The sequence below is a fragment of the Vagococcus sp. genome, assembly GCF_052102835.1.
Classification (GTDB): domain Bacteria; phylum Bacillota; class Bacilli; order Lactobacillales; family Vagococcaceae; genus Vagococcus.
In genome coordinates, this window is record NZ_JBQEIL010000002.1 from 258,128 (window position 1) to 272,849 (window position 14,722).

Below are 14,722 nucleotides of genomic sequence, written 5' to 3' on the forward strand. Positions count from 1 at the left end.
TTTAATACATCCAGTCGGAGTGTTTTAATAACTGGATACCAGCGCCAACTTTTGAAGATATTAGTTGTTCTGATTTAAAATAATTTAGTAAATATTGTTTGATTTGTTCGATATCAGATTGACGACAAAGAACTTTGACATTTGGTCCAGCATCCATTGTAACATAGCAGGGTAACCCTTGTTCACGGATTTCTTGGACTTTTTTAATGGCTTTGATGCTATCGGGTTCCCAATAAGAGATAGGAGGTGTTGCCCCCAACATGGTTCCGTGCATCTTCATACCATTTGCTTCGGTGATCTCACCTAGACGGATAAAATTACGGGCTGCAATGGCTTTTTTGACTTCAATTAAATCAGTAGCAGCACTTTCTACCCAGGCAGGATAGAAAGGGGACGTAGCCACCGTTTGTTTCATTCCTACACGACTAGAGAGCTTTTTTTTACTTTTGTTAACAGCGATGACAAGCATAGCAATATCCCAATCAGCGTTATCAATGGGGATGGCATAGCTAGAAGTACTGTCATCGTCAATTCCCATCTTCCATTCAACAAAGCCACCAAAAAGACTTCGGGTGGAACTGCCACTTCCGCGACGTGCGAAGGTTGAGAGAGTTGGTAGTGAAAGACCGAGGTTAAACGCTTGGTTAGCTGCACCTGCCAAAGCCGCAAAGGCAGAAGCAGAAGAAGCTAAACCAGCTGCAGTAGGAACATGATTGTAACTCTCCACGCGGACTTTTATCGTCTGATTTGCTGCTTGACGGAAAAGATCTAAGAAATGGGTGATTTTTTGTCTTTCTTTTTCAGGTTGCAACTCTCCATCTAAGAAGAAAAGATCTTCTTCTAAAGTTTCATCTAGAGAAACTTTTGTATCAGTATAGAAAGCATCTAAAGTGAGAGAAAGACTACTATTCATGGGTAAAAATAGTTCTTCATTGCGTTTGCCCCAATATTTAATTAAAGCAATATTGGTATGCGCACGACACAAGCCTTCATTATTCTTCATCAGGATCCCTCATTTCATACAACCAGGTCTTTTTAGCGCCAGCCTCTTTTAGTGCATGGCTAATTTTTTGAGCCGTTTTTTCGTCTTTGGCTAAAGCAATCATACAACCGCCACGACCACCACCTGTTAATTTAGCGCCTAAAGCCTCATTTTGGAGTGCTATTTGGACTAAGAGGTCCAGTGTTTGGTTGGAAACGTCAAGTTGTTGTAAGAGTTGGTGAACCATCGTCATTTGTTTTCCTAGTAAAAGAGGTTGGTTTTTTTCTAAAGCGATCTTACCTTGTAAAGCTAAGACTCCTAATTCATCTATTTTTATTTTATATTGATCTTGATCAGGACCATTTAGTTTTTTAGCGACACTGGTGACGGCTTCTTTTGTTTGGCCAGTAATTCCCGTATCCGCGACAATTAGCCAAGCGTTTAAATGAAGATTAATTGGTTGGAAAGGCTCACCCTTAATGTAGTAATAAGGAATAGAACTACTGGTCATTAAAGCGTCTAAACCACTTGGATTTCCGTGTGCAATTTTTTCAGAGATATCGACAATTTCAAGTAACTCTTTTTGAGAAAGAGGAGTGTCGAAATAATCGAAAAGAGCACGAGTCGTCGCTACCGCTACCGCTGCGCTTGACCCCATTCCTCTTTCAGCAGGAATGCTACTTTCGATAGTAAGGTGTAAGGGGGTCTTTGTTTGTTCGAGTCGTTCTAAACAAACACGAATCGTTTCTTTTAAGCTTTCTAATAATTCTGGCATTTCTTCAATGAGACCATGATAAAAATCACAATCAATTTTAGTTTTTCCTGTTTGTGAAGCGACAGTCGTTTTTATTTGAACGGCTGGAAAAGGAATAGCAATCGAAGGTTGATGATAAACCACTGAATGCTCGCCTAATAAAATAATCTTACCGTTGGCGATTCCTTCGCCGATTTTAGATATTGTCATAAGAAACTCCTTTAAAAATTAAGTCAGTAAAGTGATGATGAAGGGGGCAGCATAAAGCGACATAAACTGAATACCATAGCCAACGCCCAACCGATTAAGTGTACCACAAACCAGGCTCATTAATAAAACCCCAAAAACGTTAATTAAACCAGCATCGATATAAGCTAGCAAGCAAACTAAGGCAATAAATAGAGCGAGCATTGCTTCATGAGGTATTTTTTTTAAAACAAAATACGTTAAAGGTTCAGCAAATTTAGTAGCTAAAAAGTAAACTAACGTAATAGCGAGTAAACTCCCAATCACAAAAGCTGCCATTAACCAATTTTTTGGATATTGATCAGTAATAGTATGTCCGATTTTAAAAACAGGTGGTGCTTCGAAAAAGGCGGCACCAGGGCCAATTGCTGAAGGCGCAATCGGCAGACCTAAAGCAATGATGGAAATCATTAAACCAGAGATGTAGGTACTTTGAGCTAAAGCGCTCATCGTTGTAATTTTTAGTTCAGCCCGCTTTAGCTCATCTTTTTCTTTCTTACCAACCATTTCACCAAATAATACGATTAAACCAACGGGGCTTAAAACAAAGAGAAAGTTGGAAATAAAGCTAGCGAAAGTTGCTCCTATCCATTCATTTTTTGTTAATCTTTGGTAGAAAGCTTCTTTTTTTTGCTTTTGTTTTTCTAAAGGAGGTAAATTCATGACCGTCACATCGTCGACAACTAATGCTTGTTTTTCTTTTTTATTAAGTAGTGATAATAAAGAAAGGATTAAAGGCGCCACGGTAATTCCTAAGAAAAAAGAAGTGGTGATGTTTTTACCTTCAGGGACCGCACCAGAATACCAATACAAGGAGCGAAGACCCTGAAATAACAAAGCAAGTGGAACGATACTAATCAATGATAAAAGCTTAGTTTGACTGATGAGCGAAAGAAAAATAGCTCCTCCAATAAAAACCCAATTCGCATGTTGGCTGATGGTATCCGTGAAAGGTGCAATGAGTTTAGCAATAATTAAACAGCTAATGAGCGATACGACGACGCCAATCGCACTTCCAACGGCGGCTTTTTTAATAATTTGACTCGTTCGTCCGTGTTTTTTTATGATTAAGGCTGATTCGAGCATAGGAGTTGATAAAACGCCTCCAGGTAAATTGGCAATTAAGGCAGGCATAATGTTCATCAAACCTAAAGTAACAAAGGCTGAAACAAAGAAAGTCAGAACGACAAGAGGTTCAATTTCAGCTAAAATTAAAGCAAGCGTGACAGGCATAAGAACACTGGTTTCATCCGTTCCAGGAATAAACCCAATTAATGAATAGAGTAGAAAGGCACTAAAACTAGCAATAACCATTTGAACAAGAAGCATTGTATCCATGTCGTTATTCCTCTCCAATCTGGTCAAATGATTCTAACCGACGTTTGGGTTTAACCAAGAAAGAATTAAGTATAAAACTCAGAACGGCTCCTAACAAACCAAAAAAGAGTTGTTGTGTTGGTTGATTTGTGGGAGCGATAAAATAACCTCCCATGGTTAAAACGATAGACAAAATAATAGAGCGAACTAAGTCCGTTACTCCGACGGTATCCCCCCATAGTGAAACTAATTCTTGTTTCTTCATAATTATTAAAACTCCTCCTAATATAGTAGACTAACCACTTATAACTATACTTTAAAATGTAATAAATACTATCAAATAGCCCTGTCTTTAACCAAAAATTATACAATTTTCATTTCTTCTTGAGAAGAGATTAAGAAAAGGTTAGGGAATTGAAATGAATTATGATAAAATGATGAAAATAACAGAAAGGTGGGAAAAGTTATGGTAGCAATCGACTGGGATAATTTAGGCTTTAGTTATATTAAAACACCATTTCGCTACTTGGCGCATTGGAAAAACGGTGAATGGTCAGAAGGACAAATGACGGAGGATAACGTATTACATATTAGTGAGGGTTCGACGGCATTACATTATGGACAACAATGTTTTGAAGGCTTAAAAGCTTATCGTTGTCAAGATGGCTCGATTAATCTCTTTCGACCAACTGAGAATGCTAAACGGTTTCAAGTAAGCGCTAGGCGTTTGATGATGCCAGAAGTCCCAGAAAAAATGTTTTTAGAAGCCGTAGAAAAAGTGGTCAAATTTAATCAAGATTATGTTCCTCCTTATGAGAGTGGGGCCACTCTCTATCTCCGACCATTATTAATTGGTGTAGGAGATGGAATTGGTGTGAACCCGGCACCAGAATATCTATTTACCGTTTTTTGTGTACCAGTGGGTGCTTATTTTAAAGGTGGGTTAAAACCGACTAACTTTATTGTTTCAGATTATGACCGAGCGGCCCCAGCAGGAACCGGTGCTGTTAAAGTTGGTGGAAACTATGCCGCCAGTTTATTGCCAGGAAAAGAAGCGAAGTCACGCGATTATTCTGATTGTATTTATCTGGATCCAGCAACACATACTAAAATTGAAGAAGTCGGCGCAGCTAATTTTTTTGGAATTACTAAAACAGGCCGTTTTATTACGCCAATTTCGCCGTCTATTTTACCTAGTATTACAAAATATTCATTACTGTATTTAGCGGAACATCGATTAGGCTTAGAGGTCGAAGAAGGAAATGTTTATTTGAATGATTTGAATCAATTTTCGGAGGCCGGTGCTTGTGGAACTGCTGCAGTAATCTCGCCAATTGGTGGCATTCAGACGAAGGATGAGTTCCATGTGTTTTATTCAGAAACAGAAGTTGGTCCAGTGACGCAGAAATTATACGATGAATTAACGGGCATTCAGTTTGGTGATGTCGAAGCACCAGAAGGATGGATTGTTAAAGTTCCGATTGAAGCATAAAAAAACATCTGAATTGCAAAAATGCAGTTCAGATGTTTTTTTGAATTCGATGATTATTTCGCTTCTTGTAAGATCTTAATTTCTTTGATTTTGACCTCTTTAACGGGTTTGTCTTGCTCGCCAGTTTCGACGTTAGCAATCTTATCAACGACATCTTGGCCCTCAATGACTTGACCAAAAACAGAATAGTTAAAGTCTAAATCTGGTCGCCCTCCATTTTTATAAGTTTCGATGATTTTATCAGGATAATCTTCAGAAAGCATACCATCTTCTTGGTCGTCGTGATTAGAAACAATGTAAAATTGGCTACCTTGTGTTTTTTGAGTAATATCACCGGCAGAACGTGCGACAGCTAAAGCACCATTGATATGATAAAGTTGATTTGAAATTTCTGGAGCAAATTCTTCCTTCCAGATACTCTCACCACCCATACCAGTACCATCAGGATCGCCACCTTGAATCATAAAATCTTTGATGACACGATGGAAAGAAACATTATTGTAATATCCTTCTTTAGCATGAGTCATAAAGTTTTCAACTGCTTTAGGGGCCAATTTAGGGAATAGTTTAATTTTAACATTTCCTTCGGTTGTTATCATTTCGACTAAATCCTCATCGGCAGCGACTTCTTTACTTAACTGAGGTAATTCGAGTGAATTTAAATCGACCTCTTTTTCAACAACAGAACTTTCAGTGCTTTTTTTAGTGGTTTCTTCTTTTTTATTAGATCCACAAGCCGTTAATAGAAGGGTTGCTAAAGCTAAACTAGTTAGACTAACTAACCATTTTGATTTCTTCATTTGTCTAATTCCTTTCTTAAATAAACAGTATATAGATGAATTGTAGCAAAAAATAAGAGGGGTTGCCAACCTTTGTTTTTTAAATAACTCTTGCTTTCATCAGACATTGATAGACAAAAGCCTCAGTAACGGCTACAATAAAAGACGAAGAGAATTTTTAGTATAAGGAGGACATCAATCATGTCCATGTTTTTAGACCAAGTAACCATTGACGTTAAAGCTGGTAACGGCGGCGACGGTATGGTGGCTTTTAGAAGAGAGAAATATGTACCCGATGGCGGACCAGCCGGTGGTGATGGTGGTCGCGGTGGTAGTATTTATTTGATAGTTGATGAAGGGTTACGTACCTTGATGGATTTTAGATACAATCGCCATTTTAAGGCTGAACCAGGTGAAAATGGAATGAGTAAAAGTATGCACGGCCGTGGTGCTGGTGATACTTTTGTTAAAGTTCCCCCAGGTACAACGGTAAAAGATGCTGAAACAGGAAAAATTATTAGTGATTTAATTGAACATGGTCAAAAAATCAAAGTAGCTCAAGGTGGCCGTGGTGGTCGTGGTAATATTCGTTTTGCGACGCCAAGAAATCCTGCTCCAGAAATATCTGAAAATGGAGAACCCGGAGGTGAGCGTACACTTGATCTTGAGTTAAAGGTTTTAGCAGACGTTGGTCTTGTTGGTTTTCCTTCTGTTGGAAAATCGACGTTATTATCAATTGTTTCTAAAGCTCGTCCAAAAATTGGCGCTTATCATTTTACAACATTGGTTCCTAATTTAGGGATGGTTACGACAAGAGATGGTCGTAGTTTTGTTATGGCCGATTTACCAGGACTAATTGAAGGTGCTTCTCAAGGTGTTGGTTTAGGGACTCAGTTTTTACGTCATATTGAGAGAACGCGTGTCATCTTACATGTTATTGATATGAGTGGGATGGAAGGGCGCGATCCTTTTGAAGATTATGAATTAATAAACAATGAATTAGAAAGTTATGATTTACGTTTATTAGAACGTCCACAACTGATTGTAGCCAACAAAATGGATATGCCAGAAGCGGAAGAAAATTTGAAAGTATTTAAAGAAAAACTGAATGCTTTAAAAGTAGATGAATTTGCCGATGATATTCCTGTTTTCCCAATCTCTAGTTTATCTAAAAAGGGGATTGAGCCTTTGTTAGGAGCTACTGCTGATTTATTAGAAGTTACAGATGAATTTCCAATTTATGTTGATGAGCCAGAAGAGGAAGAAGTGGTTCATTATGGTTTTGAAGCAGAAGAACCAGCCTTTTCAATTTCTCGTTCAGATGATGCAACTTGGATTTTATCAGGTGACAAATTAGAAAAACTCTTTGTCATGACTAATTTTGAGCGTGAAGAAAGTGTCATGAAATTTGCTCGTCAATTACGTGGTTTAGGAATCGATGAAGCACTGCGTCAAAGAGGTGCAAAAGACGGTGATTTAGTTCGTATTCAAGAATTTGAATTTGAATTTATCGACTAATTAAAATAAAAAAGATAAGACGTTTATTGATAAAAACGTCTTATTTTTTTATTTTTAAATTAGAGTATGGTTAAAATTATATTAAAAATAGGTTGCTTTATGTTGTGTTTTCGGTTAGAATTGCTATTAATATCAATTTGGGAGGAGATTTAAGGATGAAAATGAAAAAAATATTAGGAATCACAATTTTGTTTAGTACCGTTGTTTTATTAGGTGCTTGTGGTAATGGAAAAAAAGAAGCGAAGAAGACAGAAAAGACTTCTGGAGCAGCAACGTCGGAAGTTGTTAAATTTGGGATTCCTCAAGAAGTAGCCTCTATTGACCCCGCGATTGCCACAGATAAAGTAAGTTTTGGTTTATTGAATCAAATTTACGAAGGGTTTTATCGAATTAATGAAAAAAATGAAATTGTACCAGCTGGTGCTAAAGAGTTGGCAGAAAAGAGTGAGGACGGTTTAACTTATACACTTAAATTACGAGAGGATGCAAAATGGAGTAATGGTGACCCCGTTGTCGCAGCCGACTATGTTTATGCTTGGCAACGAGTGGTTGACCCAGCATTAGGTTCTGAGTATGCTTATTTCTTCGAGCCCGTAAAGAATGGAGCAGCAATTACCAAAGGTGAAAAGAAACCTTCTGAATTAGGGATAGAAGCAGTTAATGATCATGAAGTAAAAATCACATTGGAAACACCAGTTCCGTATTTTGATACTTTGTTAGCTTTTCCAACCTTTTTTCCACAAAATCAAAAATTTGTTGAATCAAAAGGTAAAGAATTTGCAATGTCAGATGCAGATGCACTTTATAATGGTCCTTTTGTGTTAGCTGAATTTGATGGACCTGGTTCGGATATCGAATGGAAATACTTAAAAAATAAAGATTACTGGGATAAAGACAATGTTAAGATTAACGAAATTGATGCATTGGTAATAAAAGAGGCATCAACAGGGCTTAACCTTTATGAAGATGGTCAATTAGATGACGTGATTTTAACGGGTGAATTGGCACAACAATTCCGTGATAATGATGAGTATGTTTTAGATAAGGAAGGTCGAATTGTTTATATTGATTTAAATCAAATGGATAAAGACAAACCTTTCCACAATGCTAATCTAAGAAAAGCACTTTCTTATGCGATTGATAGTGATGCCATTGTTGATAGTGTGCTAGGTGATGGTTCAACCGTTGCAACGGGAATAGTTCCAAGTGAATTAGCAGTTAACCCAATAACAAAAGTAGACTATGTTAAAGATTCTAAAAAATATAAAAAATATGATCTTAAAAAAGCAAAAGACTATTTAGAAAAAGCGAAAAAAGAATTAAAAACAGACACAATCAAATTTGATATTTTAACAGATGATAATGATTCAACGAAAAAAATTGCTGAATTTATCCAAGGGGCTTTCCGTGAAGATTTAGGAATTGAAACAACAGTGACTGCGGTAACAAAACCTATTCGATTAGAACGTAGTGGTAAGGGAGATTATGATATCGTGTTAACAGGTTGGGGTGCTGATTATAATGATCCAAGTTCATTCTTGGATTTATTTGAAACAGGAAACAGCTACAACCGTGGGGGATATACTAATCCAAAATACGATAAACTGATTCAAGCCGCTAAGACGACAAATGTGAACGATTCAGAAACACGTTGGCAAAACTTTTTAGATGCTGAACAAATCTTACTTGAAGAAGATGCGGGAGTTATTCCAGTCTATCAAGTGGTTGAAGGACACCTACGTAATCCAAAAATGAAAGGTTATGTGTCCCATACTGCAGGAGCATCATATGATTACAAAGGAATTACAATGGAATAAACAAGAAAGCTACTTTCTATCTGAGAATAGGAAGTAGTTTTTTTTATTCAAAAAAATACTTATTCTTATTTAGTTGTTTTTTAACATAAAACAATGTTTTATTGAACTTATTAGACATTAATAGTATCATTAGTTAGGAGGGGTAAAAAAGAAGAGGTGTAAAAATGAAAAAAAAAATTTGGTTAATTTTATTAGTGGGTCTGTGTTTAGGACTACGGACGACGGTACAGGCAGCCCAAGAATTTAGTCCTAGTCATAATGAGCGGACTAGGAATTTATATAATGAAAGAATAGAATATTATAAAGCGAATGGATGGAATGAGTGGAAGCCCACTAGTGGCGATTTAGCGAGGCCAATTGATCATACGTTCATCGATAATGGTCAACCAAAAAAATTGGGGTATCGTGTAGCTGGAATTGATACAAATAATCCCAATGTTGGACGTTTTCCTCGGTTACTTATTAATTTAGTAGGTTACGAAGGAAGCCAAAAAATAGAAACGCAATATCAAGGTGGTAATGGGGGGGATATAACTCAACAGGTGTTTGGGCAAGTAATAATGGAGCGAGTTCTGCAGCATCCTATCAAAATACCGGTAATTTAACAAATAACATTAAATTTTTTAGAAAAGAAGATAGCTTGGTGATGATAGCTGTGAATAATACTCTTGATTTAAATGAAAAAGACCAAAAAGAAGATCGAGATAATTTATTATATAATTTAAAAATGGAGATAAATAATAGCGTCTATGAGACAGTAGTTTATCCTGACGAAGTCAACCCTGCATTTAGAGGTGATTTTTATATTTATAATACGGAAGAAACGGTTCAAAATATAACGTTATTTTATTATATGGACGCTTATCTTAGGGGAGATCCCTCTGTTCCAATTACTGGGCTACCTCAAGGTAAAGGGATAGCTTTTGATGAGTCTATTGAAAGTGATGGTAGACCGAAACCATCAAATCCAAACCATCAACGCTTAGTCTTCTCCTTGCCACGCTCTAAGAAAATTTCACCCGTTCAATATACAACTGGTGGTTATGCTGATAAATTTGTAACGGCTTTTGGTGGAAATGTCAATGGTCCAGGGCGGGAAAATCAAGTTGGTGTTTTAGGAAGTGGCGACCAGGGAGCATTTTTTAAACAAAAACCAGTGACACTTCAACCAGGTGAAAAAACGCAGTTTAGTTTACTAGCAGGATTATCAGCATCCAATAACAATCCAGAAATCTACCTTGATGAAGAGGACCTATTTTTTAATGAGGGTGACGACATTAATGTAGATCAATTATATTGGTATGATTATGAGAATGATTCTAAAAATGGAACTATCTCATATCAAGTAAACGATAGTTCAACGCCAATCTTTTTAAAAAAATATCAAAAGGTACCTCCTTTAATCGAAGGGCAGTTTTCTGATTTAGCTTTGAATAATGACTTATTTAATCTGGGGAAAAATAAAGTAGTCTTTTTAATTAAAGATGAGAAAGATCGAGTGGGAAGAACTGGGTTGAATATTTCTGTTCGTTCAAAAGTTAAATTTGTCGCTTATGATCAGTTGACAGGCGAAAAATTGACACCAGGTTCATTTGACGTGAGTTCGTTTGGTTTATTAGATGAAGGCTATGGAGTCTCAGAAAATAAAGCAGGAGTAGAAGTTCCAAGCAAACTAGAAACTGAAACAATAGTGTATACACTCGACACAGCTGGACAAACACAACCAACAGGAGCTACTCATTTATTGACAGGGAAATATACTAGAGAACAGATGGAACAAAGGGAAGTAAAAGTAAATTACACTGGTAAATTAAAAGCGAAACCAAGCATTACGTTGAATCAAGCAAGTTATGAAATGAATGAACAAGACCCACATGTGACAATTAAAGGAACATGGAAAGATGAAACCAAATCTAAAGGGAAAATTGAGATTAAAAAAGGTGATAAAGTAGTTGGGAGTTATATTTATGGTCCCAATACACCCGCAGGTAATTGGACCATAAATCTTCCCAAAGCAGAGTTAATCATTGGTGAAAATGATTTAGATGTGATTGTTTCTCATGATTATTCGGACTATGTGAGTCCTAAACAATCACTCAAAGTTCATCGAAAAAAGCAGGTCACGATTAATGTTAAAGAATACAATGAAGCTGGGAATCATCAGACGATTGCAGATCGTGGTGGTATCGCTCTGAGTCAAGACGTTAAAGTTGGAGATAATCTAATGTTGACCGTACCAGAGTATCTATCAGGTGAGACGTACCTTTTTGATGCTAAAAAAACAACGGGAGCGACTGGTTTAACCGTTCAGCGACCAGTTACGACTGGTATGAATGAAATTGACATTTTTTATAAATTAAATGAGGTTTCTGTCACCATCCGTTATCATAATTCAGAAACAAAAAAACCGATTTTAGCGAGTTTAACTGGCAAGACGCGAAAAGACAATCATGTTCTACCTAACAAAGTAATTGTAGGAACGGAGATTAGCTCCTTATTAAAAACTACGGACTTAGTAGCTGAAGGATATGTAGCTAACCCGACTGTTTTAGTTGAAAAACAAGATGGAACGACGATTACAGATGGCAAAGTTGGCGATCAAAACACGATAATCACACTAGAATTCTTACCTAAATTTGAAATTAAAGCACCTAATCAACTGGATTTTGGTGGGCACAAATTATCGGTTTTTGATAAAATAAAAACGTTAAATGCTGAAGCGAGTTTGACGGTTGTAAATACACGAGAAGGTAGTTTTAATCAGCTTAATTCTTGGAAAGTAACGGGGCATTTTGATGGTTTTAAGATAGGTAGCACACAAAGTTTAAATGGCTACTTGGCTTATGAAGAAAATAGCCTTGAGGAGGCAACAGCTACTCAAATCTTACAACAAAATGCTCCAAACAATGCACAGACAAAAATTGATTTAAAAAACAAACTAAAATTAAACGTTTTTGGGAGTGGTTCGATGTTAGGTGAATATCGAGGAACGATGACCTGGACTTTAGAAGATGTCTTGTAATTGAAAATAAAGTGAAAGTTATTTGTAAAGATACGATAACTTTTGCTTTATTTTTTTGTTTTTATTTTTCTATCTTGCACTTATGTTTAAAGTTTGCTATACTTTCATTATATTTAGGTCAGCCTAAAAATTAGTTTTATAACACAGAAAAGAGTGTGAGCTTAATGGATGAAGAAATTTTAGTTAATCATTTAAGTGTAGCTTATCAAAATAAGCTAGCATTAGAAGATGTATCATTAACGATTGTTCCTGGAAAAATTACAGGAATTATTGGTCCCAATGGAGCAGGTAAATCTACTCTGATCAAAAGTATCGTTGGTTTAATCAAAAAAGAAAGTGGTCACGTAACTTTAGCGAACCAAGCGATTGATCATTTTCGGAAGCAAATTGCTTATGTTGAGCAAAGAAGTGAGATTGATTTAACTTTTCCAATTCGAGTGAAAGAGGTTGTTTTACTTGGAACCTATCCTAAGTTAGGGTTGTTTAAACGTCCTGGAAAAAAAGAAAAAACCAAAGTGATGGAGTGTTTAAAGCAAGTTAAAATGGAAGAATTTGCAGATCGTCAAATTGGAAATTTATCAGGAGGACAGTTACAACGGGTTTTTATCGCTCGTGCATTAGCTCAAGAGGCAGAAATCATCTTTCTGGATGAACCTTTTGTTGGGATTGATATGGTCAGCGAAAAAGTCATCGTCGATTTGTTAAAAGAATTAAAAGCAGCTGGTAAAACGATTATCATTGTTCACCACGATCTTCATCGAACACGAGAATATTTTGATCAATTGATTATTTTAAATAAATATTTAGTTGCCTCAGGCCCAGTTGAAGAAGTCTTTACAACACGTTTGATTCAAAAAGCTTATGGCGATTCAATGGGTGAAATTATCATAAAAGGAGTGAGTGAGTAATGATTGGCTATTTTATTGAGGGACTAATGAAGTATGAATTTTTACAAAATGCATTATTAACTTCTATTATCGTTGGAGCTGTTTCAGGCTTAATTGGTAGTTTTATTATTTTAAGAGGAATGTCCTTAATGGGGGATGCCATCTCACATGCGGTTTTACCAGGAGTTGCAGCATCTTATATGATGGGGGCCAATTATATGATTGGTGCGTCATTATTTGGTCTTTTGGCTGCCGGCTTAATCGGTTTTGTGACACAAAAAAGTCAATTGAAAAATGACACCGCCATTGGTATCGTGTTTAGTTCTTTCTTTGCATTAGGGATTATCATGATTTCATTTGCAGAAAGTTCTACTGATTTATATCATATTTTATTTGGGAATGTTCTTGCTGTTCGTCCCAGTGATTTATATACAACATTGGGTGTGGCGATTGCTGTTTTAATTTTTGTTCTTGTTTTTTATAAAGAACTTTTAGTGAGCTCTTTTGATCCAGTTATGGCTAAAGCATATGGCCTTAAAGTACAGTGGATACATTATGGATTGATGTTTTTCTTAACATTAGTGGCCGTTTCTTCATTACAAACAGTTGGAACAGTTTTAGTCGTAGCGATGTTAGTGACTCCAGCAGCAACTGCTTATCTTTTAACCGATCGCTTAAAATTAATGATGTTTTTATCTAGTTGTTTTGGTGTGGTGAGTGCAATTATTGGTTTGTTTTTTAGCTATTCTTATAATCTAGCGTCTGGGGCAACCATTGTTTTAACAAGTGCCGTTTTCTTTGTGCTTGCTTTTATTTTTTCACCTAAACAAGGCTTTTTCAAATCAAGAAAAAAGGAGATCATCCATGAAGAAAATTAAATATCTTATCGTTTTAGTTTTAAGTTTATTAGTGGTTGTTGGCTGTGGTAAAAAAGAGAATAAGACGTCAACAGAGGGTCAGTTATCCGTGGTTGCAACGAATTCAATATTAGCTGATATGGTTCAAGAAGTTGGAAAAGAGCATGTCAATGTTCACAGTGTTGTTAAAAGAGGGACAGACCCGCATGAATACGAACCACTTCCTGAAGATATTTCTAAAGCGAGTGATGCGGATGTCATTTTTTATAACGGTCTAAATTTAGAAACAGGTGGGAACGGCTGGTTTAAAAAGTTAATGACAACAGCTAAGAAAAAAGAGAATGAAGATTATTTTGTAACAAGTAAAGGTGTAACTCCTGAGTTTTTAACAAGTAAAGGACAAGAGAGTGAACAAGATCCTCATGCTTGGCTCAGTTTAGAAAATGGAATGGTTTATGTTGAAAATATTAGAGATGTGTTGATAAAAAAAGACCCCAAGCATCAAAAAGAATATGAAGAAAATGCTAAGGCTTATCTTGAAAAATTAGCGAAATTAAATGAAGAAGCGAAAACGCGGTTTCAAGATATTCCTGAAAAGCAACGTTTGTTAGTAACAAGTGAAGGGGCGTTTAAATATTTTTCTAAGGCTTATGCTCTAGAAGCAGCTTACATTTGGGAAATTAATACAGAAAGTCAAGGCACGCCTGATCAAATGTCACAAATTATTGAAACGATAGAAAAAAGTAAAGTTCCGGTTCTTTTTGTGGAACAAAGTGTCGATCCTAGAAGTATGGAAGCTGTCTCACAGGAAGTTGACTTACCAATCTATGAAACAGTCTTCACTGATTCTTTAGCGAAAGAAGGAAAAACAGGAGATACTTACTTAACAATGATGCAGTGGAATTTAGATAAAATACATGAGGGTTTAAGTCAATAAGAAATGAGTGTATAATGAAGGGAAAAGTAGCGAGTGATAAAAATCACTCCTCTTTTTTCTTTTTTGTTTGTATTGGGAGGTAATCTTGGTACAATAAGAGAAACATCTAACGCT

13 protein-coding genes are annotated in these 14,722 nt (G+C 36.3%); 8 read left to right on the forward strand and 5 right to left on the reverse strand.

From position 1 onward, the window contains the following. Position 1: 1 nt before the first annotated feature. Genes mvaD through ACTJFD_RS03300 form a run of 4 tightly spaced genes read right to left on the reverse strand, consistent with a single transcriptional unit; the run spans position 2 to position 3,564 of the window. Entirely contained in the window at positions 2 to 1,003 is a 1,002-nt protein-coding gene (gene mvaD, locus ACTJFD_RS03285) for a diphosphomevalonate decarboxylase (RefSeq protein ID WP_442259672.1), read from the reverse strand. Continuing rightward, entirely contained in the window at positions 993 to 1,946 is a 954-nt protein-coding gene (gene mvk / locus ACTJFD_RS03290) for a mevalonate kinase (protein ID WP_442259673.1), read from the reverse strand. Before mvk ends, mvaD begins: the two co-directional genes overlap by 11 nt. Positions 1,947 to 1,964: 18 nt before the next feature. After that, positions 1,965 to 3,320, reverse strand: a complete 1,356-nt coding sequence (locus ACTJFD_RS03295; protein WP_442259674.1) for a tripartite tricarboxylate transporter permease — start codon at positions 3,318 to 3,320, stop codon at positions 1,965 to 1,967. Between the two features lie 4 nt (positions 3,321 to 3,324). Continuing rightward, positions 3,325 to 3,564, reverse strand: coding sequence for a hypothetical protein (locus ACTJFD_RS03300; RefSeq protein WP_442259675.1), 240 nt, complete (start codon positions 3,562 to 3,564; stop codon positions 3,325 to 3,327). Positions 3,565 to 3,765: 201 nt separating this feature from the next. Here ACTJFD_RS03300 and ACTJFD_RS03305 point away from each other — a divergent pair, with 201 nt between their 5' ends. Then, positions 3,766 to 4,791 carry a branched-chain amino acid aminotransferase gene (locus tag ACTJFD_RS03305; protein ID WP_442259676.1) on the forward strand — a complete coding sequence of 342 codons (1,026 nt, stop codon included), beginning with the start codon at positions 3,766 to 3,768 and terminating at the stop codon, positions 4,789 to 4,791. Positions 4,792 to 4,844: 53 nt separating this feature from the next. On the opposite strand, the gene ACTJFD_RS03310 is transcribed toward ACTJFD_RS03305, so the two are convergent. After that, complete coding sequence (locus tag ACTJFD_RS03310) at positions 4,845 to 5,591, reverse strand: peptidylprolyl isomerase (RefSeq protein WP_442259677.1); 747 nt, start codon at positions 5,589 to 5,591, stop codon at positions 4,845 to 4,847. 180 nt (positions 5,592 to 5,771) lie between these two features. On the opposite strand from ACTJFD_RS03310, the gene obgE reads away from it, so the two are divergent. From obgE to ACTJFD_RS03345, 7 genes are all read left to right on the forward strand, one after another. After that, positions 5,772 to 7,088, forward strand: coding sequence for a GTPase ObgE (gene obgE / locus ACTJFD_RS03315; protein ID WP_442259678.1), 1,317 nt, complete (start codon positions 5,772 to 5,774; stop codon positions 7,086 to 7,088). A 161-nt stretch (positions 7,089 to 7,249) separates the two neighbouring features. After that, a complete protein-coding gene (locus tag ACTJFD_RS03320) occupies positions 7,250 to 8,905 on the forward strand; it encodes a peptide ABC transporter substrate-binding protein (RefSeq protein ID WP_442259781.1) in 1,656 nt (551 codons plus the stop codon). 164 nt (positions 8,906 to 9,069) lie between these two features. Then, positions 9,070 to 9,510, forward strand: a complete 441-nt coding sequence (locus ACTJFD_RS03325) for a hypothetical protein (RefSeq protein WP_442259679.1) — start codon at positions 9,070 to 9,072, stop codon at positions 9,508 to 9,510. Positions 9,511 to 9,551: 41 nt separating this feature from the next. Then, positions 9,552 to 11,927 (forward strand): hypothetical protein, encoded by a 2,376-nt coding sequence (locus ACTJFD_RS03330; protein ID WP_442259680.1) that lies wholly within the window; start codon positions 9,552 to 9,554, stop codon positions 11,925 to 11,927. A gap of 164 nt (positions 11,928 to 12,091) precedes the next feature. Next, complete coding sequence (locus tag ACTJFD_RS03335) at positions 12,092 to 12,835, forward strand: metal ABC transporter ATP-binding protein (RefSeq protein ID WP_442259681.1); 744 nt, start codon at positions 12,092 to 12,094, stop codon at positions 12,833 to 12,835. After that, positions 12,835 to 13,692 carry a metal ABC transporter permease gene (locus ACTJFD_RS03340; protein WP_442259682.1) on the forward strand — a complete coding sequence of 286 codons (858 nt, stop codon included), beginning with the start codon at positions 12,835 to 12,837 and terminating at the stop codon, positions 13,690 to 13,692. The genes ACTJFD_RS03335 and ACTJFD_RS03340 overlap by 1 nt, the downstream gene beginning before the upstream one ends. Next, the gene (locus tag ACTJFD_RS03345) at positions 13,679 to 14,608 is read left to right on the forward strand and encodes a metal ABC transporter substrate-binding protein (RefSeq protein WP_442259683.1); all 930 of its coding nucleotides are present in this window, start codon (positions 13,679 to 13,681) and stop codon (positions 14,606 to 14,608) included. Before ACTJFD_RS03340 ends, ACTJFD_RS03345 begins: the two co-directional genes overlap by 14 nt. Positions 14,609 to 14,722: the final 114 nt, after the last annotated feature.